At 70.2% G+C, this 22,417-nt stretch carries 16 protein-coding genes; 10 read left to right on the forward strand and 6 right to left on the reverse strand.

All coding sequences use genetic code 11. The features are described from left to right. Positions 1-139: 139 nt before the first annotated feature. Together EDD93_RS04870 and EDD93_RS04875 are read right to left on the reverse strand one after the other, a co-directional pair. A complete protein-coding gene (locus tag EDD93_RS04870; RefSeq protein WP_185092211.1) occupies positions 140-2,524 on the reverse strand; it encodes a glycosyltransferase in 2,385 nt (794 codons plus the stop codon). Beyond that, on the reverse strand, positions 2,521-4,071 hold the full coding sequence (locus EDD93_RS04875) for a hypothetical protein (protein ID WP_123523997.1): 1,551 nt from the start codon (positions 4,069-4,071) through the stop codon (positions 2,521-2,523). Before EDD93_RS04875 ends, EDD93_RS04870 begins: the two co-directional genes overlap by 4 nt. 265 nt (positions 4,072-4,336) lie before the next feature. Between EDD93_RS04875 and EDD93_RS04880 the strand changes: the two genes are divergently transcribed. Both EDD93_RS04880 and EDD93_RS04885 read left to right on the forward strand, forming a co-directional pair. Further along, positions 4,337-6,844, forward strand: coding sequence for a YfhO family protein (locus tag EDD93_RS04880; protein ID WP_123523998.1), 2,508 nt, complete (start codon positions 4,337-4,339; stop codon positions 6,842-6,844). An 81-nt stretch (positions 6,845-6,925) separates the two neighbouring features. After that, positions 6,926-7,264: a co-chaperone YbbN gene (locus EDD93_RS04885; protein WP_123523999.1), complete on the forward strand. Its 339-nt coding sequence runs from the start codon at positions 6,926-6,928 to the stop codon at positions 7,262-7,264. Positions 7,265-7,319: 55 nt separating this feature from the next. Here the strand turns inward: EDD93_RS04885 and EDD93_RS04890 are convergent, their stop codons facing one another. Beyond that, on the reverse strand, positions 7,320-7,964 hold the full coding sequence (locus EDD93_RS04890; RefSeq protein ID WP_123524000.1) for a TetR/AcrR family transcriptional regulator C-terminal domain-containing protein: 645 nt from the start codon (positions 7,962-7,964) through the stop codon (positions 7,320-7,322). Between the two features lie 73 nt (positions 7,965-8,037). On the opposite strand from EDD93_RS04890, the gene EDD93_RS04895 reads away from it, so the two are divergent. Further along, positions 8,038-9,459, forward strand: a complete 1,422-nt coding sequence (locus EDD93_RS04895) for an FAD-dependent monooxygenase (RefSeq protein WP_123524001.1) — start codon at positions 8,038-8,040, stop codon at positions 9,457-9,459. A 4-nt stretch (positions 9,460-9,463) separates the two neighbouring features. Here the strand turns inward: EDD93_RS04895 and leuE are convergent, their stop codons facing one another. Then, positions 9,464-10,132, reverse strand: a complete 669-nt coding sequence (leuE, locus tag EDD93_RS04900) for a leucine efflux protein LeuE (RefSeq protein ID WP_123524002.1) — start codon at positions 10,130-10,132, stop codon at positions 9,464-9,466. Between the two features lie 315 nt (positions 10,133-10,447). On the opposite strand from leuE, the gene EDD93_RS04905 reads away from it, so the two are divergent. Beyond that, positions 10,448-11,386, forward strand: a complete 939-nt coding sequence (locus tag EDD93_RS04905; protein WP_123527592.1) for a peptidoglycan-binding protein — start codon at positions 10,448-10,450, stop codon at positions 11,384-11,386. Positions 11,387-11,573: 187 nt separating this feature from the next. On the opposite strand, the gene EDD93_RS04910 is transcribed toward EDD93_RS04905, so the two are convergent. Both EDD93_RS04910 and EDD93_RS04915 read right to left on the reverse strand, forming a co-directional pair. Next, positions 11,574-12,788, reverse strand: coding sequence for a hypothetical protein (locus EDD93_RS04910; protein WP_123524003.1), 1,215 nt, complete (start codon positions 12,786-12,788; stop codon positions 11,574-11,576). Beyond that, positions 12,788-13,603, reverse strand: coding sequence for an RNA polymerase sigma factor (locus EDD93_RS04915; RefSeq protein WP_123524004.1), 816 nt, complete (start codon positions 13,601-13,603; stop codon positions 12,788-12,790). The genes EDD93_RS04910 and EDD93_RS04915 overlap by 1 nt, the downstream gene beginning before the upstream one ends. A 791-nt stretch (positions 13,604-14,394) precedes the next feature. On the opposite strand from EDD93_RS04915, the gene EDD93_RS04920 reads away from it, so the two are divergent. The 6 genes from EDD93_RS04920 (at position 14,395) to EDD93_RS04950 (ending at position 22,085) form a co-directional block, all read left to right on the forward strand. Continuing rightward, entirely contained in the window at positions 14,395-15,381 is a 987-nt protein-coding gene (locus tag EDD93_RS04920) for an AAA family ATPase (RefSeq protein WP_123524005.1), read from the forward strand. Beyond that, on the forward strand, positions 15,374-18,016 hold the full coding sequence (locus EDD93_RS04925) for a S8 family peptidase (RefSeq protein ID WP_123524006.1): 2,643 nt from the start codon (positions 15,374-15,376) through the stop codon (positions 18,014-18,016). Before EDD93_RS04920 ends, EDD93_RS04925 begins: the two co-directional genes overlap by 8 nt. A 97-nt stretch (positions 18,017-18,113) precedes the next feature. Further along, positions 18,114-18,530: a hypothetical protein gene (locus tag EDD93_RS04930; protein WP_123524007.1), complete on the forward strand. Its 417-nt coding sequence runs from the start codon at positions 18,114-18,116 to the stop codon at positions 18,528-18,530. A gap of 1 nt (position 18,531) precedes the next feature. After that, positions 18,532-20,367: a caspase, EACC1-associated type gene (locus EDD93_RS04935; RefSeq protein ID WP_123524008.1), complete on the forward strand. Its 1,836-nt coding sequence runs from the start codon at positions 18,532-18,534 to the stop codon at positions 20,365-20,367. 347 nt (positions 20,368-20,714) lie between these two features. Continuing rightward, positions 20,715-21,245 carry a YcxB family protein gene (locus EDD93_RS04940; protein ID WP_123524009.1) on the forward strand — a complete coding sequence of 177 codons (531 nt, stop codon included), beginning with the start codon at positions 20,715-20,717 and terminating at the stop codon, positions 21,243-21,245. A 462-nt stretch (positions 21,246-21,707) separates the two neighbouring features. After that, positions 21,708-22,085: a hypothetical protein gene (locus EDD93_RS04950; protein ID WP_123524011.1), complete on the forward strand. Its 378-nt coding sequence runs from the start codon at positions 21,708-21,710 to the stop codon at positions 22,083-22,085. Positions 22,086-22,417 lie beyond the last annotated feature (332 nt).

The raw sequence follows: 22,417 nt of genomic DNA on the forward strand, positions 1-22,417 counted from the left end.
CGGGTGACCGCGCGGACCGGTGAGCCGGGCGCGGTGACGACGGACGAGGGGCGGGGCGCGACCGGCGCCCCGCCCCTCGGGCCTTCCGGCTGGATCACGCCGGGCTGATCCAGCCGGAAGGCCCCCGTCCGTGGCGGTCTCAGACGCGCACGCCGGCCCGGATCAGCCGGAGGTCCGCGGCGTTCGCCTCGGTGACCTTCCACAGCTCCTGCTGGCGTCCGTGCACATCGGCCACCGCCGCCGTGTGGTCGTCCAGCATCCCGGCCGCCCGCTCCACCAGCCGTGCCCCGAGGTGCCGGTCGTGGACGGAGATGCCCCACTCGGGGCGCTCGATGTCGGCCAGGAAGTACGCCATCTTCGGGTGCGAGATCAGGCTGATGACGGGGGTGCCGCAGCCGAACGGGATCATGCCCGCGTGCCCGCGCATCCCGATGACCAGCTTCGTGCGGGCGTAGGTGTCCCGGATCGCGTCGTTGCCGAAGTCGTACATCGGGATCACCGGCAGCGCGATGCCGTGCTCGCGGCGCAGGTCGAACGCGATCCGCTCGTCGTCCAGCGAGTGGGCGACGCACTTCACCTCGGCGTACGCGCCGAGCCCCCTGACCGCCTCGGCCATCTCGGCGAGGAAGTGCCCGTAGTCGTGGCCGAAGCGGAGGCCGGAGCGGTCGTACGCGGCGTTGACCAGCACGGTGTCCTCGCGCCGCTCGGGGTCGCTCCAGCCGTCGACCAGCTGCCGGGTGACGGTGGTCGGGCAGGGCTGGAAGCGGACCTTGTCGTGCAGAGCGGCGGGCAGCAGCTCGCGGACCTTGTCGATCGAGCCGTGGTTGCGGAGCCCGAAGAACGCGGAGCGCTCCACCAGCTTGCGCAGCGAGGACAGGAACCGCTCCCGGCCGTGCCCGTACGCCTGGCCGTCGAAGGCGTTGAAGCCGACCGCGTACACCATGACGGGGACGTCGATGCGCTCCAGTATCTCGTCGGGGACGTTCCACTGCCAGCCGCTGTTGCCATTCGGCGCGGTGTCCGGGATGAAGAGGCCGCCGCCGCCGATGACCAGGCCCCGGCGGGAGTTGATCCGCTCCAGCGCGGCCTCGTCGAACAGCCGGTGGGCGTGGACGGAGTGCCAGCGGGCCGGGCCGGTGTCGTGGCCGAAGGCGAGGCGGACGCTTTCCGGGAGGAGCTTGTCCCCGGCGTTGCCCTGCCGGTCCATGTAGAACGCGACGTGGGCCAGCTGTTCGTCGGCCGGTCCCTCGGCGGGCGTCCCGGTGTCCGTGGCGCGCTTGTACATCAGCCGGTTGGCGCGGTGGGTGGGGTCGACGCCGAGGCCGTCGAGCGCGTACCGCGCCGCGCTGGTGTCGTCGCCGTGGATCCAGGCGATCTGGGCGAGCCGCGAGAAGGCGGTGGCGGCCCGGTTGGGGGCGGCGGCGGCCAGCAGGAGCTGGGCGCGGGCCTCCTCGTAGCGGGAGACGCTCATCAGCGCGTGGCCGAGCACCTCGTGCGGCCACGCCTCGTCGACCGGGATCCGGACGGAGCCGAGGAGGTCGGCCGCCTCCTGGTACTCACCGGCGCCGATGTGCGCGACGGCGACCCGGCGGGCACTGTCGGGATCGGCGGTGCGGCGCACGTGCCGGGTGCCGTAGTGCACCAGCAGGTCGTGGTGCTTGGCGCCGGGCCGGGCCAGGTAGGCGGCGTGGAACTCGGCGTCGGACAGTTCGAACTCGCGCCAGCGGTCCTCGGCCTGCCCGTACCCGGCCTCGCCGCCCTGCCAGGGCTTGTGCCGGCCGGTGAAGTGCAGGATCGCGGTGGTCTCGGGCACCGGGAGGTCGCCGGAGAGCCGCCGCTTGACGAAGTTGTAGCGGGAGTCGAGCTGGACGAAGTCGCCGTCGAGCACGGCGTTCAGGATGCCCTGGTCGTGCTTGTCCAGCTCGTACGCGCCGGAGCGGCCGGTCTCGTCGATCCGGTCGCAGAACGCGTCGCTCAGGTACTCGCGCTGGATGACCAGCAGCCCGCTGTTCAGCTTGTGCTGCCCGTAGAAGAACTGCGGAACGGCGGCGAGTCCCTCGCGCAGCCGCAGCAGTTCGTCCAGCGCGCCGAGGACCACCATGTCGGTGTCCAGCGTGATCACGGTGTCGTAGTCGCGCACCCGGAAGACGTCCAGGATGAAGTAGGCCTTGCGGACCAGGTAGTTGTCCTGGTCGCCCTTGGCGTACGTGTCGTAGTGCGCGGCGTCCACGCGGCGGAAGTCGGCGCGCGGGTGCAGCTCCCGGATGCGGGCGACGGAGGCGGGGCGCAGCCCGTCGTGCAGGACGATGAAGTCCTCGCACAGGGCCGGGTTGGACAGGGCGAGGCTGCGCAGCAGGGTGAGGAAGCCGGGCAGGTAGTTCTCGTCCACGAAGCTCGCGAAGGCGACCCGGCGCTTGCCGGTGAGCGCGTTGGCGGGCGCGGGCGGCACGGGTGCGGGCTGTACGGGTGCGGGCTGTACGGGTGCGGGCCGCGCGGGGGCTTCGGCGTGGGGCGTTGTCGTCATCGCAGTCGGATCCTCGTATCGGTGACGCTCTGGGCGCGTTCCATGACCCACGCCTTCTCGCTCGTGTACTCGTGCACGGAGGTGATCGGCATCTTCATCGCGGCGGGCAGCCGGTAGGCACCGCTCTCGTAGAAGTCGAAGCCGATCAGGTCCAGGCGCGGGCTGACGTCCAGGTGGTCCAGCAGCCAGAGCATGTTGAATCCGCTGGTGGGGATGGACGGCCAGGCGTCCGCGCCGACCTTGCCGATGTCGCGCAGCGGCCAGCGCAGCGACTCGTCGCCCAGGTACCGCTGGGCGCCCGGCACCAGCCGGGTGCGCAGGGAGTGCTTCCAGTCGCCGGCGAGCCCGCCGAACACCAGCCGGGTGTGGACCTTCTGGTCCCAGTTGAAGCCGTGCTTGTGGATGCTGGCGTGGATGTCGGTGCGGCTGCCGGTGGCGGCCGGGTCGATCCGGTAGGAGTTGAAGCGGACGACCAGGTCGTACGCGTCGATCTCGGCGCCCAGCGAACCGGACCCGACCCGCTGGGAGTTGGCGATCAGGCAGATCGACTTGCCCGCGATGTGGTTGCGGAACTCGCCGAGGGTCAGCCACTCGACCCCGCCGAAGGTGGGGTCCGCGACCGGTCCGCGCATCCGGCTCCGGCGCTGTCCCGCGTAGAGCGCGATCAGCTCCGTGAGGTGCCCCGCGCCGTCCTTGCCCGGGGTGGTGCGCCGTGCACCGCTGCCCGGCGCGCCGCCGGCCTCCAGGGCGAGGCCCAGGTAGTGGGCCAGGGCCTCCTGGATCTCCGGCACCGGGGCGCCGGAGCGGTCCTGGGCCAGCAGTGCGCCGATCAGCCGGGACCGGGCCCGGTTCCAGTCCCCGCGCGCGTGCAGCGCCAGGCCCTCGGCCCAGGTGTCGGTGACCGGTCCCCCGGCGAAGCCGGCGGCCTCCGGGCAGTCCCGCTCCAGCATCCGCAGCAGCTCGTCCTGGTGCTCCGCCCCGGCCCGCAGCCCGGCCGTCCTGGCCGCGATCCCGAATCCGTCGTCGTCGGTGAGGGCGAGGTAGCGCCCGTACGCCTCCACGGCGTCGGCCTCCGCGCCCACGGCCTCCAGGACGCGGGCCCGCAGCCGCCAGGCAGCGCGGGAGCGGGTGCGCTGGGTGAGCACGGTGTCCGCGACGAGGAGCGCGAGCTTCAGCTCGTCCTCGTAACCGCAGTCCAGGGCCTTGCCGCCGACGGCGAGCAGCGGGTCCATCAGCCGGTCGCCGATGACCAGCGCGGAGGCGGGAGCGGTCTTGCCGGTGCGGCGCAGCAGGGGTGCGGGGGCGGCCGGGGCGGGCGTCTGCTCCATGGCGGCGTGGGTGGCCAGCAGGTTGCGCAGGGCCTCCGCGAGCGCCGTGCGCCGCCGGTCGAGCCCGGCGACCAGCTTCCCGCTGTGGGCGGCGCAGGCGCGCAGGCAGGTCTCCAGCTCCGTCGGGCGGACGTCGGCGAGGGAGGGCGCGGGGCCCTCGGACGGGAGCGGGGCCTCCGCGTCACGCTGCCGTGGCCAACGGGTGCGGGCTTTCGTCATGGCGCTCCAAAGCGTCTGATGCCCGTGGGGGGAAGGGGCGTAGGACGGGGACGGATGTTCGTCAACCGTTCGGGGTTCCGTGGCACGTTAGGAAAGCTGGACGGCCGCCGGGTGAACTCACCCTGTCGGCACGGCGAACGGCTGCCCCTGCCGACCGGCCCCGGTGACCCGGCGGGGACCGGCACGTGAAGGGCGGCGGGACATCAGGTGAACCGCCTTTTCCGGCAAGGGATTTCACGATGTTCGATGACATATTCGACCCACCATGAGGACTCCGCCGATTCTCCGATCGCCGCGCGCCACGGGCGCCGCCCTGGCCGCCGTGCTCACCGTCGTCACCGTCTGCGCGGGAGACGCGGTGGCCCGCAGCTACCCGTTCGGCCCGCGCACCCGCAGCGTGAACGACCTGGGCAACCAGTTCGTACCGTTCCACGCCCACCTCTGGGACCTGCTGCACGGCAGGGCGGACGGCGGGCTGCTGCTGAACTGGCAGTCGGGCTTCGGCGCCGGCTTCCTGCCGGACCTCGGTACGTATCTGAGCAGCCCGTTCGCCCTGCTCGTCGGGGTGTTCCCGAGGGACCGCATCGACCTGGCCGTCTACGTGGTCACGCTGGTGAAGACGGGGGTGGCGGCGGCGGCGATGACGTGGCTGCTCACCGCGTTGCGCCGGGGGCGCGGCCGGGAGTGGGCGGCGACCGTGCTCGGCGCCTCGTACGCGCTGTGCGGCTGGTCGGTCGCCGAGGCGGCGTACAACCCGATGTGGCTGGACGGGCTGATCGCGTTCCCGCTGCTGTGCCTGGCCGGTGAGTGGGCGCGGACCGCGCGGCGGCCGGTGCCGGCGACGCTCCTGGTGACGCTCGCCTGGGTGTCCAACTTCTACACCGCGTACATGGCCACGCTCGGGGCCGCGCTGGTGCTCGTGGTGCGGCTGCTGCTGGAGGAGGAGTCGTCGCGGGAGCGGGTGCGGGGGCTGGTGCGCGCGGTACGGACGGCGCTGATCGGCATCGGGCTGGCCGCGCCGGTGCTGCTGCCGGTCTTCCTCGGCACCAAGCACGCCTACCCGGGCTGGACGCGGGAGTTCGCCCCGGCCGCCTGGCCGGATGTCGCGGCCCGGCTGCTGCCCGCCACGTACGGCTTCTTCAGCCCGGCGGTCTTCCTCGGCACGGGCGCCCTGCTGCTGGCCTGCGTGACGGCGTTCCACCGGGAGCTGCCGCGCGCCGAGCGGTGGGTGTGGCCGGGGCTCGTGGCGGCGGTCGCGCTCTCCATGCAGTGGGGGCCCACCCATCTGCTCTGGCACGCCTTCGCGACGCCGAACGGCAGCCCGTTCCGGCAGACGTTCGTGCTCAGCGGCATCGTGGTGATCGCCGCGTGGACGTCGGTCGCCCGCGCCTGGCCGGACCGGCGGGCGCTGCTGGGCGGGGCCGGGGTGCTGGTGCTCATCGCGGCGGCGGCCGCGCCGAGCGCGCTGCTCACCCGGTGGACGTATCCGCTGTTCGCCGCAGGTCTGGTGGCGGCGCTCTGCGGACTCGCCCTGGTGCGCAGCGGCAGGTTCCTCGCGCTCGCGGTGCTGCTGCTGGTGGGGGCGCAGGCCGGGCAGGCCGCCGCGACCACGGCGTACGACGACCGGCAGCGGCTGAAGCAGCTCGACGACTACGCGCCCTGGGGCGAGCGCCAGCGCCTCCAGGCCGATGCGGTGGCGGACGCCGACGGCTGGCCGCGCTACCGCACCGATCCGGGCCTGGAGCAGAGCACGGCCAACGACCCGCTGACGGTCGGCGGTCAGGGCGGGGCGTACTACAGCAGCCACACGCCCGACGTGACGACCCGCACCTTCCTCGCGCTGGGGGGCGGCTTCACCTCGCGCGGCCGGGCCCTGCAGAGCCTGGACAACCCGGTGACGGACACGGTGTTCTCGGTCGGCGCCCGGGTGCACGTGCCGCGCGACCCGCACCAGGTCTGGAACCGCCCCGACGACCGTCCGGTGACCGTGACCCGGCGGGACGTGCCGCCGCTGGTGACGGTGCGTCCCGCCGCCTCCGCCGGCCCGTTCGGGCGTTCGCCGTTCCGCAACCAGGAGAAGCTGCTCGGCGCGCCCGTGTACACGCTGCCGAAGGCGGTCCTGCGAAGCGCGGACGGGGCGGCCGCCCCGGACCGGAACGCCTACGCGTACGAGGCGCCGGCCGGCACGTACACCCTGAGCGCGACCTGTCCGGCCGGCAGCGAGGTGTTCCTGTGGGCGCCCGACCTGTTCGGCACCGCGCTGCTGGGCGCGGGCGGCGAACCGGCCGATGTGCGGGGCGATCTGCCCGCCCGCCGGGCCGGGATGCTGCCGCTGGGCCCCGGCTCGGGCCGGATCGCCGTGACGCTGCGCGCGGAGCGGGACGGGACCGTTCCGCACGAGTCCCTCGGCTGCCTGGATCCGGGGCGCCTCGCCTCGGCGGTGGCGGGGCTGAAGCGCACGGGCGCGACCCGCGTCACGGTCTCCGGCAGCGGCCTGCACGCCGAACTCCCGCCGCACACCGAGGGGCTCGCCGTGCTGGCCGCGCCCCGGATCGCGGGCTGGAGCTGCGACGGGCGCCCGGCCGGCTCCTACCTCGGGCTCGTCGCGGTGCCGGTGGGCGGGGGCCGGACGGCGGTGGACTGCTCGTTCCGGCCGCCGGGGCTGCGGGCCGGCTCGCTCGCCGGGGCCGCCGCGCTTGCGGCGCTGCTGGCCACGGCGTTCGGGCCCGCGGCGCTGGCCCGGACGCGGCGGCGCAGGCGCCTGGTGTTCTGAGTCGGCATAGTCCCGTCACGCCTGGCACACCGCGCGAGGGATGATGGGAGGGAACGACGGAACGCAAGGTCAGGAGCTTCCATGGCAAAGCGGGTTCACCGGCCCCGTGAGGACGCGGAGTTCGATTTCATCCTCGGGATGAGCAGGGTTCCGGTCCTCGCGTACTTCACCGGGACGTGGCCCAAAGCAGTCGAGCCCTGCCGAGTGATGGACCTCGTCGTGGGTGACGTCGCCGAAGACTACGCGGACCGCCTGACGGTCGTCCGCACCGACATCACACGCTGTCCGGCGGCAACCGAGCGACACAGGATCACCGGAGCCCCGTCCTGCCTCCTGCTGAAGGACGGGGCGGCGGTGGCACACGGCACGGGGCCGATGACCGCCGCCGAGATGCGAGAGTTCCTGGACGGCCACCTCTGAGCGGGCGCTGCGGCACCTGTCCGCGACGCCCGTCAAGGGCCCGTGGCCCGGGGCCTCAGCGCGCCCCGTAGCGCGCCTCGATGCCCGCGATGATCAGCCGCAGGCCGTCCTCGAAGCGTTCGTCGTAGTTGGCGAAGATCTCGGAGCCGGCCGCTGCGGCGAGCGGATAGCGGGCCAGCCGCTCCGCGCGTTCGGCGACGTCGTACCCCTCGCGCCGCTGGTCCGGCATCGGGCGCACGCCCTGCTCCTCGCTGACGAAGCCCATCGTGTACGAGTACGCGGTGGTGCCCGCCCGGACCGCCTGCCACAGCTCGAAGCCCGCGTCGGTCATGGTCCGCAGATGGCCTTCGAGCCCGTCGGCGTGGTCGGTGCCGGTGAACTTCGCGCCCCCGTAGACCTTGGCCCCGTCGCGGTAACGCAGCAGGCAGCGCCGCAGTCCGCTGTTGTACGCGACGAGCTGCTCCTGCCAGCCCTGCGGCGCCGGCCCCGGCAGATCCTCGTCGAGCATCCTGCGGTACATCACCGTGGCCATCTCGTCGAGCAGCGCCTGCTTGTCCTTGAAATGCCAGTAGAGAGCGGGCGCCTTGACGTCCAGCTCCCTGGCGATGGCGCGCAGGCTGAGCCCTTCCAGGCCCACCTCGTTCAGCAGCCGCAGCGCGGTGCCGGCCACTTGGGACCGGTCGATCTTCGTCGTACCCACCTCGCCAAGTTACCCCGCCAGGTGAACAGCCCCACCTTGACAACTTAACAGCGTTAAGCACACACTCCGGACCATGGAACTTAACAACGTTAAGGAAACTGGGGTCCTCATCGTGGGCGCGGGTCCGTGCGGCCTCGCCCTCGCCTGTGACCTGGCGCGCCGGGGCGTGCCCGCCCTCCTGGCCGAGCAGGCGCCCGCGCTCTTCCCCGGCTCGCGCGGCAAGGGCATCCAGCCCCGCACCCGGGAGGTCTTCGACGACCTCGGGATCGGTGACGCGGTCCGCGAGCACGGCGGTCCCGCCCCGGTGGGGATGGTCTGGCAGAACGGTGAGCGGATGGGCGAGCACCGGATGTTCCGGGTCGCCGCCCCCACGGACGCCGAGCCTTACGGGGAGCCGTGGTTGATGCCGCAGTGGCGCACCCAGGAGATCCTGCTGGCCAGGCTGCGCGAGCTGGGCGGCGACGTCGCGTTCTCGACCGCGCTGACCGGACTCGCCCAGGACGCCGACGGGGTCACCGCGCAGCTGTCCACCGGTCCGGTCCGGGCCTCGTACCTGGTCGCGGCGGACGGCGGACGCTCCACCGTGCGACGGGCCCTGGGCATCGCGATGGCCGGGGAGACCGTGGACCCGGCGCCGATGCTGGTGGCCGACGTGCGGGTCGCCGAGGGCGCGCTCGACCGGCTGAACTGGCACATGATGGACACCGACGCGGGATTCATCACGCTCTGCCCGCTGCCCGGCACGGCGGACTTCCAGCTGGCCGCCCGGTTCAAGGAGGGCGAGCCGGACACCTCGGCAGAGGGGGTGCGCGCGCTGGTCGCGGAGCGCACCCACCTGGCCGCGCAGGACATCACCGAGGTCCTCTGGGCCTCCGACTTCCGCCCGCGCGCCGCCCTGGCCGACCGGTTCCGCGAGGGACGGGTCTTCCTGGCCGGGGACGCCGCCCACGTCCACTCCCCCGCAGGCGGCCAGGGGCTCAACACCAGCGTCCAGGACGCGTACAACCTGGGCTGGAAACTCGGCCGGGTGCTGCGGCACGGAGCGCCCGAGGCCCTGCTCGGCAGTTACGAGGCGGAGCGCCGCCCGGTCGCCGCCGAGGTGCTCGGCCTGTCCACCCGTATCCACCGCGGCCGGCAGGAGCGGGGCGCGGCCGCCCAGCAGCTGGGCATCGGCTACCGCGAGGGACCGCTGTCGGTGGGGAGCGCGGGCGCTCTGCGGGCCGGCGACCGGGCCCCCGACGGGCCCGCCGGCGACCGGCGGCTGTTCGACGTCTTCCGGGGCCCGCACTTCACGCTGCTGGCGGTCGGCACCGACGCGGAGCTGCCGCGGTTCGCGGGATCCGACGTCCGGGTGCACCGCATGGACGCGTACGAGGCGTACGGCAAGGGGCTGTTCCTGGTCCGCCCGGACGGCTACCTCGGCTGGGCGGGCGAGGAACCGGGCGGGCTCGCGGAGTACCTCGCACCGCTGGGTGTCGCTCTCGCGGCGGGCTGAGCGCTCAGACGCTGCTGAGCGACAGCTTCGCGGCGAAGCCGAGGAACAGCACCCCCGCCGCCGAAGTGGCGCCCGCCGAGAGCCGCTTGCGGCGGCGGAACGCGGCGGACAGCCGGGTGCCGCCGAAGATCAGCGCGGAGAGGTACAGGAAGCTGGCGACCTGGAGCAGGGTGCCCAGCAGCAGGAAGGAGAGCGCCGGATAGGCGTACCCCGGATCGACGAACTGCACGAAGAACGAGATCAGGAACAGGATCGCCTTCGGGTTGAACAGGCTGACCACCAGCGCCCGGCGGTACGGCCGCTCCATGGCGCCGGCCGCCTCGGCCCCGTCCGCCGACTCGCCCGTCAGCTCGGCCACCCGCCGGTGCCGCTCGCGCCACATGGACACCGCGGCCCGCAGCATCCCGAAGGCCAGCCAGGTCAGATAGCCCGCTCCGGCGAACTTCACCACGGCGAAGAGCACCGGCGTCGTCTGCAGCAGCGACGAGGCCCCCAGCGCGGACAGCGTCATCAGGACGGTGTCCCCGGTCCACACCCCGGCCGCGGCCACATAGCCCGTCCGCACCCCGCGCCGGGCGGCGACGGAGAGCACGTACAGCGAATTCGGCCCCGGCAGCAGAACGATCAGCACGAGGCCGGCGAGATAGGTCGGAAGGTCGGTGACACCCAGCATGAAACGGAGTCTCGCACGCGGGTACGACACTCCGGGCGGTGGGTTCAGGTCCTGGGACGACGCGCTCCGTCAGCCCTCGTCGCCGTTGAACAGGCGGTCCACGGAGAGCTCCAGCTCGACGCCGGCCTCGTCGGGCGCGAAGAACGACGCAGACCGGGATGCCCGCCTGGGCGTAGGCCGTGTCCGCATCCCGCTCCGGCCACTCGTCGGTAACCGATGAGTCTCGATAACGCTTTCGCCGTCGTGTGCGGGGTTCGGCAACCGGGCAGGGCGGAAATCCGTCTCATGAGATACCGCCAGACCCAGGGGGCCGAGATGACAAGCACCAGAAGGACCGGGCGCGGCCGCGCGCACCGTCGCAGCCGTGCCGCGGCGACGACCGGCGCCGCCGTCGCCGTCCTCGCGCTGACCGCCGTGACCGCGGGGTGCGAACCGCAGGCCGCGGGCAGCACCCCGTCGGCCGCGGTGCCCACGCAGACGAGCGGCAGCCCCACCGACGACGCCAAGCCCGGCCCGGACGGGCCGGGGACGCCGACGCCGTCCGCGAGCACGGCACCCAGCAAACCGGCGAGCACACCGCCGAAGCCCACGCCCTCCGCCACGACCGCGCCCGACCCGCAGGGCAAGGTGCTGATGGCGAGCGGCGCGCAGGGCAAGCAGGTGCGCGAGCTCCAGGCCCGGCTGCGCCAGATCGGCCACTTCGACCGCAGCCCCACCGGCTACTACGGCACCGTCACGGTCGCCGCCGTGCAGTCGTTCCAGGGCAAGCGGGGGCTGTCCCGTACGGGGAAGGCGGACTCGCTCACCTGGCAGAAGCTGCTCGGCATGACGCACGAGCCGACGGCGGCGGAGCTGAACCCGCCGACCACTCGTCCGGTCGCGAAGCCGGACAAGCGGTGCCTGAAGGGCCGGGTGATCTGCATCAGCAAGAACAGCCGGTCGCTGTCCTGGATGATCGACGGCAAGGTGCTCTCGTCGATGGACGTGCGGTTCGGCTCGCAGTACACGCCGACCCGCGAGGGCACCTTCGCCGTCTACTGGAAGTCCCGGCACCATGTGTCGACGCTCTACGACTCGCCCATGCCGTACGCGATGTTCTTCAGCGGCGGGCAGGCGGTGCACTACTCGTCGGACTTCGCGGCCCGCGGCTACAACGGCGCCTCGCACGGCTGCGTCAACGTGCGGGACGAGGGGAAGATCGCCTCGCTGTACGCCCAGGTCCGCAACGGCGACAAGGTCGTCGTCTACGGCTGAGCGCCGGACGGGCGGCCGGCGGATGTGAGGGGCGCGGGCGGGACCGGGGGAACGTGTCCCGCCCGCGCCGTTGCGCCGAGCCGAAGGTACGGGGGGAACCCCGGCTCAGGACGCTGCCGATGACCAGTCGGCTCACTCTGTACTGCGCCGGCGTGCCGAAAATCGTCACACCCGGTGGTGGACGGGGTCAGCGGGCCGCGACGGGGGTGGCGGGCGCCGAGGCCCCGAGGTCCGCTCCGGGGCCCGTGCCGGGCTCCGTGGCGGAGCCGGCTTCCGGGTCCGGTACGGCGAAGGCCGCCGAGGGCTGCGGGGACGCGGGGGTGAACCCGATCGACGGGAGCGAGCCGGAGCCGCCGGACGGCGAGTCGCCGTCGCTGCCCGGATCACCGCCGCTGTCACCGTTGCCGCTGTCGTCACCGCTGCCGTTGTCGCTGTCCCTGCCGCTGCCTCGGTTGTCGCCGGCCGTGTCGAGCATCCGCTCACAGAACCGGTCCAGGTTGCGGGCGCCCTTGGCCAGCGCTTCGAGGCGGCTTCTGCGGTCGTCGTCGAGCTTGCCGTCGCGGTAGTCGCGGCAGGCCTTGAGCGTCTTGGCGTACCAGGCGCCCGAGGTGCCGCCCGGCGAGGTGCCGGGCTGCCCGGAGCCGTCGCTGTCGCCGGCTCCGGGGTCCTGCGTGCTGTCCGGGGAGCCGCCGGCCGGGTCCTCCGGCTGTCCCGCGCCGGTTCCGCCCTCGGTGGCGGGGCCGCCGGTGGGGCCGGTGCCCCGGGTGCTCCGCCCGCCGGGGCGGGCGGAGTCCGGTGCCTCGGGGGGCGAACTGCGCGGGCTCGGCGTACCGTCCGGCGGCTCGGGCGTCCCGTCGTCGGGCGTGAGACCGGAGCCGAGCTCCTCGGGCGAGGCGGCGGCCGACACCGACGTCGCCGGCGAGGGGGTGTGCCGGCCGAAGGGACCGGGCAGCACCCCGGTCCCGGCGGCCACCGCCACCCCGCCGATCGCACAGCACGCGAGGGAGGCGACCAGGCCGAAGCGGACGGGCCGGCTCCAGCTCGGCGGGCGGGCGCCGGAGGTCCCGGTGCCCGGCCCCTTGCCGGAGGCGGCGCGCCCGATGTGTACGGGCGCGAGCACGCCGCCCCCGTCCGGCCCGGCGGCGGTCGCCCGGCCGGCCCGCGCGGACGCTGGGCGGTTACGGGCCGCGGAGCGCGGAGCGGCGCGGAAGGCGGCCAGTGCGGCGGCCTCGCCGGGAAGTTCCCCGGTGGCCGGGCGGGCGGACCGGGCAGCGGCGTCCAGGGCGGCCGCGAGCCTCCCGGCGTCCGGTCCCTGCTGGCCGTCGACAGGATCGACCGGTTCACGGCGGAGCATTCTCTCCGCCGCTTCCTTGTCAAGCCACTCGTACTGCTCGTCGGCCATCACATGTCCTTCTGCGTCCAAAGACGCGAATGCGTCACACCGGCGGGCGCCACCAGGCCGGTGCGGGAGGGGCGTTGCGCGGGTACGGCGCCGAGTTCGGCCGTCCGGCCGGCCGCGCTGCCGTGCGGCGCCTGCACGGGGGCCGGCCCGTCGCCCGGCCCCCTGGGGGCGCCGACTCCGCCGGCCGGGGCGCCGCCCTCCGTGTGGTCCACGGGCGGCGGATCGCCGCCGCCCGGACGCGTGGTGCCGTCCGGCGGGTCCGCGCTGTCCGCCCGCAGCAGTTCGGCGAGCCGCTTCAGCCCCCGGTGGGCGGCGGTGCGTACCGCACCCGGCCGCTTGCCCAGGGTCTGCGCCGCGCTCTTGGCGTCCAGCCCGACCACCACACGCAGGACCACGGCCTCGGCCTGGTCCTGCGGGAGCTGAGCGATGAGCGACATGGTGCGGCCGGTGGCCAGGGACTCGATCGCCTCGGCCGCCGTGTCGGACTCGGCGGGCTTCTCGGACAGCTCCGTCTCGTCGCCGCCGGACGAGGGCCGCCTGCCGCGCATCCGCAGATGGTCCAGGGCGCGGTTACGCGCTATGCGCGCCGCCCACCCCCGGAACCGGTCCGCATCACCGCTGAACCGGTCGAGGTCGCGCGCTATCTGGAGCCAGGACTCGGACGCCACGTCCTCGGCGTCCGGCTCCCCCACCAGCGTCCTTATGTAGCCCAGCAACCGCGGCTGCACAGCGCGGTACACAGTACGGAAGGCGTCCTCGTCCCCGTCCTGCGCCGCGAGCACCGCGGCGGTAAGCCCCGCGTCGTCCCCCAGCACTCCCTCAACCCGCCCTGCTGTCCCGAATCGCAGCTGGTCACCACTGCCGCGCCACCCTGCGCGACTCAGCACGCTACGTCCTTCGCGGGCATCACGTCCATGACTTGTACAACCCGCAACATTGTGTGGGCGCGCTGCGGTGTGACAGAAAACGCGTTCCCGGCGCTGAGATGAGTACGGGGTCGTTCCGCGGCCCCGCGGAAGACGACCGGGGCCTCTCCTGTGGGGGGTGGCGGCCCCGGTCGTCGTTCCATTTTGCCCTTCTGACCTGGCAAAACGAGGCCAGCGGGTCCCCCGCGTGGCCAGCGCGTGGCCAGCGCGGCGCACGCTCCAGGTCGACTGCGTGAAACGTGACTCCCCCGTCGGCCAGGAAGGGTCCTTCCTGGTGGATCCTTTTCTTCCCGCATCAGGTCAGCGAACCGGATGCGGACGAGCGGAAACCGAGACAGGAGTCTGCCCGAGGGGACGCCCAGGCACAGCCGTAGCAGCGGGTGTTTCACCTCTGGTGTGCTGAAGCGGTGGGTGCGCAGGTTTTCGACCGTCGATCCTCCAGCGGCATGCCTGCTTCGTACATCACCGGCGGACTGCCCTATCGGACCTTGGTGAGGCGATTCCCAGGCCAGCTGACCGTTCAGTGTTCTTACGCTGCGCTCAGCTCAATCGGACACCTCAGTCAGCGGAGGATCCGGGCAGCAGCCTGGAGCCCAGGGCCGTACGATGCAGGCGCAGGGGCCCACTGAATTGGGTATACCTCTTCCTACAGGCAGTCCACATCGGAGGGTGACAGGCGTATGGCGGCGAACGCCGAGCACCTGAAAGCTCTTGTGCGGGCGCACTCCGAAGCCAACGACAACCTCTTCTACAGCGTCGCCCTGCAAGTCGCGGCGAAGTCCGCCCGCCAGGGGCAGGGAAAGTTCGCAGTAGAGCTGCGTGAGCTGGTCGAGGCCGCCCAACAGCGGCAGGGAAAGCCGGGCACTCAGCGTGCCGCTACCCCGGTGGTGCAGCCCCGCGGTGAGCTGACCAGCCTCCTGACGGCAGGCTACCCAGACACCCAGCTCGACGACATGACCCTGGACGCCGGACTGCGTGCCTCGCTGGACCGCGTACTGCACGAACAACGACAGCGAGCACGTCTGGAGCGCTTCGGCTTTACCCCGGTGCACCGCATTCTGCTGTCCGGGCCTCCCGGGACGGGCAAAAGCATGACGGCAGCGGCACTGGCAGGAGAGCTGAAACTGCCCCTGTTCACCATTCGCCTGGACGGGCTGATCAGCCGATTCATGGGCGAGACCGCCGCCAAGTTGCGTCTGGTCTTCGACGCCGTGGCTCAGACCCGTGCGGTCTACCTGTTCGATGAGTTCGATGCTCTGGGAGCCGAACGGGCGGCAGGGAACGACGTCGGCGAAGCGCGCAGGATCCTCAACTCATTCCTGCTGTTTTTGGACGAGGCACCCTCTGAGAGTCTCGTGGTGGCCGGCACCAACCATCACCAGCTTCTGGACCAGGCTCTGTTCCGTCGCTTCGACATGATCGCCACCTACGGTCCTCCCACCGGGGAGGAAGCTGTACAGGTGCTGCAGCGACGTCTAGCCGGAATGGACACAAGCACACTACGGTGGGGCATCGTGACAGAACGTGCATCGGGCCTGAGTCACGCCGAGCTGGTCAAAGCGGCGGAAGCAGCAGCCAAACGAGCCATCCTGGCTGACCGGGACGTGGTGGACGAGCAACTGCTGCTGGAAGCCCTGAGCGAGCGGCACGCCACCCACCATGCCTGAGCCCGACTCTTCCGCACGGCTCAGTCCGCACCTGATCGTGCCCTGGGAGGCCGCCACCCTCACGCCACGCTCCGAGGTTCCCGGAAGGAGCGGTCCAGACCTGGTTCAGCACATGGACCGGCAGGGGCACGCCGACGCTTTGGTGGACGGGCTGGAGACGGCCCGCCGTGAGGCGACCCAGCTCGTGCAGCAGACGCCCGAGGACCGTCAGCCTAACGGTTTCGCGGTGCGCATCGAGGCGGCTCGCGACCATTCTCTGAGCCTGGAGCGCCTGGATGCATCCGGCCTGACACTCATGAGCAGCCACCCGCAGACCGAGAGCAGGCAGCAGGACGCGCTGGTCTGGATCCCCTTCGACAAAGTCGCCTCGTTCACCCAGCGGATCGCCGACTTCACTGATAACACCCCCGGCGGTAACCCCAAACAGGCTCTGCTGGTGGCCAACATGGAACAGGTCCAACGGGCTCTGCTGGAGCACCTCTGGCAGGAGCGCCAGGATCTGCCGCCGCTGGACGAGGAGCGGTGGTGGGAGTTGTGGTTCGATCCGCGGATCTCGCCAACGGCAGTTGCCACCTTGCGTTCCCTGGCCGAAGAGCGTCGCTGGCGGGTCAGTGAACGGGCGATCCATGTCGGGGAACGCCTGGTGGCCCACGTCTCGACGACCGGCAACGAGCTGGCGTTCCTGTTGGCCACGAACGCCTGCCCTACTGAGATCCGTAGCCCTACCTTTGCTGAGGGCCTCTACGCCGTCGACCGCGAGTTCCGCGTGGACCTCGTCAAGGATCTCGCCGCGCGAATCGAACCGGCCGCACCAGAAGCCCCGGCGGTGTGCATCCTGGACACGGGGATAGCTCAGGAGCACGCCCTGCTGAAGCCCGCGTTGCACGAGCGCGCCTACAGCGTGCTCCCTGGCAGCACCCCGGCCGACCGCATCGGGCACGGCACGCAAATGGCCGGGCTCGCCCTTTTCGGGGACTTCGCCGCAGCCCTTGAATCACGAGGTCCCGTCGTCCTCGGTCACGGCCTTGAGTCCGTGAAGATCCTCAACGACGCTCGCACAGCCGACGCGTCCCCGCGCACCTGCGCGGAGACCACTGCGAACGCAGTGGCAACCGCTGAGATCGGCAACGGAGGCCCCGCACCATCCGGACGGGTCTTCTCGATGGCCGTCACCCGGGAGTCCGGGGAAGGGGAGAACGGCGTAGACGGCACCGCGACCCTGTGGTCGGCCACCCTTGACGCCCTGGCAGCAGGCACGGACGTCACCGTCCGGGATGACCGGATCGAGCTGATCGGAGCGCCCGATCCTGAAGCGTCACGCCTGATCATCGTCAGCGCCGGCAATATCCGCGGTGCCGTGCCCCACCAGATGCGCCGCGATGACGGCACGCTGGATCCGCTGCTTCTGTCCGATCTGTCACGCATCGAGGAACCCTCCCAGGCGCACAACGTACTCACCGTCGGGGCGTGCACGCATATGGACGCCGTCCCCGATTCCGCCCTGTTCAGCGGATTTCGTCCGCTGGCCGCTCCCGGTTCCCTGTCCCCCTTCAGCCGGACATCGGTGGCGCTGACCAAGGGCTCCATCGCCAAGCCCGACATCGTTCTGGAGGGCGGGAACATGCTCGTCGCCCCTGACGACAGCATCCTGGACCCACACGATCTGGTAAGCGTGGCGACCACCCACCACGACCCGGCGCGTCAGCTGACCTGGACGAACGCCACGAGCGCTGCCACGGCCCAGGCGGCTGCGCTCGCCGCCACGGCGATGAGTACCTACCCCGGGCTGCGGCCGGAGACTGTTCGCGCCCTTCTCGTGCACGAAGCCCAGTGGACCCCTGCCATGGTCGAACAGGGCCTGTTCAAGAAGACCGGCGCCCCCAAACTCGCCAAGGGCGACATGATGCGACAGGTGATCCGCCGGTACGGGTGGGGCATGCCCACCGCCGAACGTATCCGCAGCAGCACCTCGAACGCCGTCACCATGATCATCCAGAGCACCCTGGTGCCGTACAAGGTCAAGGGCGGTCAGGTTCGCCTGGCCGAACTTAAGCTGCACGAGCTGCCCTGGCCCCTGGAGCAACTGCGTGACCTAGCCGAGACCACCGTAGACCTGCGTGTGACGCTCGCCTACATGATCGAACCCAATCCCGGCCGGCGCGGCATGCTCGGCCGCTACAGCTACGCCTCACACGGCCTTCGCTTCGCCATCAAAGGCCCTACCGAATCCAGCGACTCCTTCCAGAGGCGACTAGCGGAACAGGCCGAACACGAGAGCGACGGCCTTGGCAACCCCAAGGCATTCGAGTCCGACAGCAAGTGGCTGATTGGCCCCCGGGCCCGCAATCTCGGCTCCCTGCATGCGGACATCTGGCGCGGATCGGCGGCCGAACTCGCCGACTGCGGCACGCTCGCCGTCTACCCCGTCGGAGGCTGGTGGAAGGCGAACAGGCGCAACGCCCGCATCGGCTTGCCCGTCAGCTACGCCCTTCTGATCTCTCTGCGCACGCCCGAGGTCTCCACCGACCTGTATACCCCCATCGCCGCACAGCTGGGCGTTCCGGTAGAGGTGACCCCAGCCGCCTACACCGAAATCGCGGACGGCATTCCCATTCAGATGCAACTCGGCTGGTAAGTAATCAATCGAGGCTAGTACCTAGCTTTTACCTCAACCCAACCATTTCTCTCCCTAGACTGACGCGCGAAGAGAGCGCAGACACTGGGGTGGAACTATGCAGCAGACCGTACGACTGGAACTTCTGAGGCTTGCTGACACAGACGATGACGAGTTGCTGCGTCTTGGAGGCCAGCTGCGGCGCTCGCTCCGGGAGTTGGACGTACTAGACGTACGAACCGGGCACTCCACGGATGAGATCTCGAAGGGAGCAAAGAGCGGCGAGCTGGTCGCTGCTGGATCGGTTGTCGTCACGGCCGCGTCTCTTGCTCTGCGTCAGGTTCTCCTACTCGCCGACACCTGGTTGAAGAACCGGCCTGTGCGCGGTATCAAGGTGGAGTTGGAAGGCCATGTGATCGAGTTGAGTGATGCCTCGACTGCCGAGCGGGCTCGTTTGATCGACAATTTCCTCGCTCACCACGAGGTTCTGGGCGAGGGCCGCTCCGAAGAGCGCTCCGCCGAGCAGTCCCGATAATATGGCCGCTCAGCCGTTCGGCAACGGAAACCGCGGAGCCCTGCTCATCGGTACAGGGACATACGATCACCCGGAACTTCCAGCGCTCCGGTCACCCGAAGTGGACTGCACTCGCCTGGCCACCTTGTTGCGTGACCCAAACATCGGCGCATTCGAGGTACAGACACTCATTGATGCCGACCGCGCCGCGTTGGAACGGGCAATCGGAGAGTTCTTCCTCAGCGCTTGGGGCGACGACGTACGCCTCCTATACCTCTCTGGGCACGGGATCGTAAGTCGTAACGACAAGCTTCACTTCGCTATCCGTCAGACGGATCCTGGCCGACCTTCCTATACAACGATCTCTGCGGCATTCATCCACGAGGTCATGGATGAATGCCGTGCTCGTAGCATCGTTGTGATCCTCGACTGCTGCTACAGCGGTCTCTTCCTACCCGGGGCTAAGGGTGACGAATCGGCAAGATTTGAGGAGGCGCTGGCAGGGCAGGGCCGCATCGTCATCACCGCCGGTACAAGGTCGCAGAGAGCCTGGGAGGGGGAGCATCTTGACGCCGAGACGCCCGCACCATCACTCTTCACCGGGGCACTCATCGAAGGCATATCCAACGGCGCTGCCGATCTCAACGGCGACGGTGTAGTCACCCTCCAGGAGCTCTACCGATTTGCCTGCGAGCGTCTGCACCAAGAGGGAGCCGCTCAAACCCCTCGTATGGGCGGCGAGATGCAGTACGACATTGCGCTCGCTAAGGTGCGGAAGCAGCGGAAGTCAAGGGCCTCGCGACCCAACCGTACGGGTAGCCGGACTCGCCCATCCTTGGGTCTTCAAGCACAGCGCAAGCCTGAGCCCTGGCAAGCCCGAGCCGCTTTCGGGCCAGCTCGGCAGCCCATCCTGTCCGCTGGCGTGCTTGTAGTGCACGAGCCATACAAGCTGCATGCGATAGACCTCGAATCTCGACAGCGGTTGCCCCTGATCAAGATGTGCTATCCAGGCAGCCCCGCCCTATATAGGCACGCGGCTTACTTCCCCGGAAAGGGCGGTCACTTGCAAATGACTGACCTGCGGACCGGAAAGCACCGAGCGTCACACCCAGCCGCAATCCGCGACGGGTTGCTAGGCGTTTCAAAGGGCGTGCTGTACGCAACTGATCAGAACGGCACCCTGCGCGCCTTTGCGCCGTCGACGCTTAGACCTCTTTGGTCGGTTGCCGCAGGCGGACTTACCGTCACTTCTCCACCCCAAACAGCCGCCAAATATGCGCTTTTCACGGCTGCGGCGTCCCCAATTCCCGGCGCGACAGCGAGCTTTAGCGCGGATCACATGGTGGCTGTCACTGACGGGAGGGTGGTCTGGTCCTACGAGGCCGAGGCCCCTCTATCTCCGGATTGGACGGTCACAGACAAGGGCATCTACATCGCCTTGCAACCGGAGAAACCTCTCTCGTGTCAGCGAATCGTGGCGGTGAACCCTGAGAACGGACAACTACTTTGGTGGTTCGATACTAAATCGCTCCTAGCATCGGCTCTAGTCGCCACCGACGAGGTACTGCTCTTCGGTGACACGGAAAACCGGCTTGTGGCTCTAGACACTAATACTGGAACCGTTCTCTGGGAGAAGAAGACCGACGGCCGCCTCCTCAACCGACCGTCCATTGAAGGTGGCGCTCTGTTCACAGCCGACCGCGCCGCGAAGCTCGTCAGATGGAACCTGCTGACGGGTCGAAAGGTCCGATCCTATGACCTCCTGGTAAGTCCAGACCGTCAAGGATTCCCCGCGATCAACGACGGTGTCTTGTACGCGACTGGCGCGCGAGGTGACGTACATGCGCTGCCCCTATGAACTCGCCGGCACCACAGCCCTCGGGGGGCCGATTCGATGGTTGGACGCCGTGGCCAGCGCGTGGCCAACAGCGGTCAGGAACAGGCAGAAACACCCAGGTGGAGGCCGATCCAGGCAGCAACGGAGAACCTCCACCCTGGGTACCAAAATGCCTGGTCAGGGGCCCTTTATCTGGCAGTCCAGCCAGGGGTGGCGGCCCCGGTCGTCGTTCCATATACCCCCTCTGAGCTGGCAAAACGTAGGTCGCAGACACGCCACATGGCCAACGTGTGGCCAACACACCCAGGCGTTCACCCGATGCGGGGTGTTGCCGCTGTATGCCGATTCGCGTGTCCGTGGGAGGACGCATGGCCGTTGACGTGTCGGTGCAGCTGACGTACTCCGTGACGTGGCGGGAGATATCCGACGGGTTGAAGATCCAGATGCGGCACAGTCCGGTCGGGCGGTGGTCCCGTCGCATCATGTGGGGCCTGGGCGCGTTCCTCGCCTTCGCGATCGCGGCCACCGTGCTGACCCGGGGCATCGGTGCCGTGGACACGAGCACGTGGAGCGCATTCCTGGTCACCTGTCTCCTGTTGGCAGGAGTCCGCCGGTTGGCGGCTCTGCGCCTGCTGAGCTACGCCCGGCACCTGGGAGAACACTGCGTGACCGTCGACGCATCCGGGATCAGGACGGTGACCGGGCGGCATACGCAGGAGACCTGCTGGCAGTTCTACGGACGCTGCGTCGAGGGCCGGCGGGTATTCGTGCTGCTCACTCCGGACGTGTCGAGAGCCGGGATAATGATCCTTCCCAAGGGCGGTCTGGCCTCACCGCAGGACTCGGACCGGCTGCGCGAGCTCATCGCCGGCCGTCTCGCCCCTGTCCCTGCCGCGTAGCCGCAGGCGCCCGTCCTGCGGCTGCCGGTCCTCGCGGTGACACTTCCGGGTGCGACTTCGCTTGGTTGGGGGGAGTGGCCGAAAGGGGTCCCCCGCCGGGTGTCCGGATGAGGCCCGGGAATGACGGCTGGGGGCTGCGGTGGGTTTGGGCGGAGAGCAGAGACGTGCTTTGTCTGCCGGTGAGATGCGCGTGGGGGTGGCTGAGTTCGTACGGCGGGTGACAGCCCGGAACCGGTTGTCCCTGGACTATTCGGTGGCGGGGCTGCGTGTGGTGGACCGCATTACCGACGGGCTTCGCGGTGGGCAAGTCGGTGGCCCTGCACGGCAACTCCGGCCAGTTGACCCGCCTGACGACCAGCAAGCGCATGTACGGATAACGGGGAGCACCCCTTGGCTTACAAGCGGATACCGCCCAGACCTCAACGACTGACGCGAGCAGCTATTCCTGCCCTGCTCGGTCGCATGGTCCCGGAGGTCCAGGAGCAGGCCGAGGCCGCGTCGGACCTGGACCTGTACGACTTCCTCAAGGACGTCTTCACCGACGGGCTCCTCGTTCCACTGCTCCATTCCGCGCAGACACACGATGCGGCCGATGGCGCGCTGGCGCGGTGTTTTCGTTTCGTCGAGATTCTGTTGACAAGTCCTGACGCGTCCATTCGGTCCGCAGCCGCGTTCCAGGTGATCGAGCCGCTTTTCGATGACGAGCGGCTCCTGGTCGCATCCTTCCCGGCGATGGGAGAGGAAGCGCTTGCCGTCGCCGCAGACACACTCGACCTCGACCGGATCTCCTCGGACGCGCGGAGCGTCCTGCGCCCGTACCTGAGTTGTCCCGGTAGCTGATCCAGACTTTTCGCGAGAGGCGACGCTGACTACGCTCAGCGACCGCGTCGACTGGCCGCAATTTGATCCGCAAACACACGTGGGCGGCGATCACTCCCAGGAGCCTTGGGGTGATCGCTGCCCAACCCGCAGTGGCCGACCCGCCGGTTGGCCGCATGGTCAACGCGTGACCAACAGCGCCCGGGGACAGGCAGAAAAACCCGGATCGAGGCCGCTCCAGACAGTAAGCGAGGACCTTCGTCCAGACGCCAAAACGCTGGGTCAGGCGCCTTTCATGGCGCAGTCCGGCCAGAGGTGGCGGCCCCGGTCGTCGTTCCGGCTCCTCCCCACAT

Origin of the sequence: Streptomyces sp. 840.1 (assembly GCF_003751445.1) — a bacterium.
Classification (GTDB): domain Bacteria; phylum Actinomycetota; class Actinomycetes; order Streptomycetales; family Streptomycetaceae; genus Streptomyces.

What these genes read in the sequence shown, in the direction of transcription:
- EDD93_RS04870 (WP_185092211.1), bottom strand. Translation starts at nt 2,524, where the DNA reads ATGACGACAACGCCCCACGCCGAAGCCCCCGCGCGGCCCGCACCCGTA.
- EDD93_RS04875 (WP_123523997.1), bottom strand. Translation starts at nt 4,071, where the DNA reads ATGACGAAAGCCCGCACCCGTTGGCCACGGCAGCGTGACGCGGAGGCC.
- EDD93_RS04880 (WP_123523998.1), top strand. Translation starts at nt 4,337, where the DNA reads ATGAGGACTCCGCCGATTCTCCGATCGCCGCGCGCCACGGGCGCCGCC.
- EDD93_RS04885 (WP_123523999.1), top strand. Translation starts at nt 6,926, where the DNA reads ATGGCAAAGCGGGTTCACCGGCCCCGTGAGGACGCGGAGTTCGATTTC.
- EDD93_RS04895 (WP_123524001.1), top strand. Translation starts at nt 8,038, where the DNA reads ATGGAACTTAACAACGTTAAGGAAACTGGGGTCCTCATCGTGGGCGCG.
- leuE (WP_123524002.1), bottom strand. Translation starts at nt 10,132, where the DNA reads ATGCTGGGTGTCACCGACCTTCCGACCTATCTCGCCGGCCTCGTGCTG.
- EDD93_RS04905 (WP_123527592.1), top strand. Translation starts at nt 10,448, where the DNA reads ATGACAAGCACCAGAAGGACCGGGCGCGGCCGCGCGCACCGTCGCAGC.
- EDD93_RS04910 (WP_123524003.1), bottom strand. Translation starts at nt 12,788, where the DNA reads ATGGCCGACGAGCAGTACGAGTGGCTTGACAAGGAAGCGGCGGAGAGA.
- EDD93_RS04920 (WP_123524005.1), top strand. Translation starts at nt 14,395, where the DNA reads ATGGCGGCGAACGCCGAGCACCTGAAAGCTCTTGTGCGGGCGCACTCC.
- EDD93_RS04925 (WP_123524006.1), top strand. Translation starts at nt 15,374, where the DNA reads ATGCCTGAGCCCGACTCTTCCGCACGGCTCAGTCCGCACCTGATCGTG.
- EDD93_RS04930 (WP_123524007.1), top strand. Translation starts at nt 18,114, where the DNA reads ATGCAGCAGACCGTACGACTGGAACTTCTGAGGCTTGCTGACACAGAC.
- EDD93_RS04935 (WP_123524008.1), top strand. Translation starts at nt 18,532, where the DNA reads ATGGCCGCTCAGCCGTTCGGCAACGGAAACCGCGGAGCCCTGCTCATC.
- EDD93_RS04940 (WP_123524009.1), top strand. Translation starts at nt 20,715, where the DNA reads ATGGCCGTTGACGTGTCGGTGCAGCTGACGTACTCCGTGACGTGGCGG.
- EDD93_RS04950 (WP_123524011.1), top strand. Translation starts at nt 21,708, where the DNA reads ATGGTCCCGGAGGTCCAGGAGCAGGCCGAGGCCGCGTCGGACCTGGAC.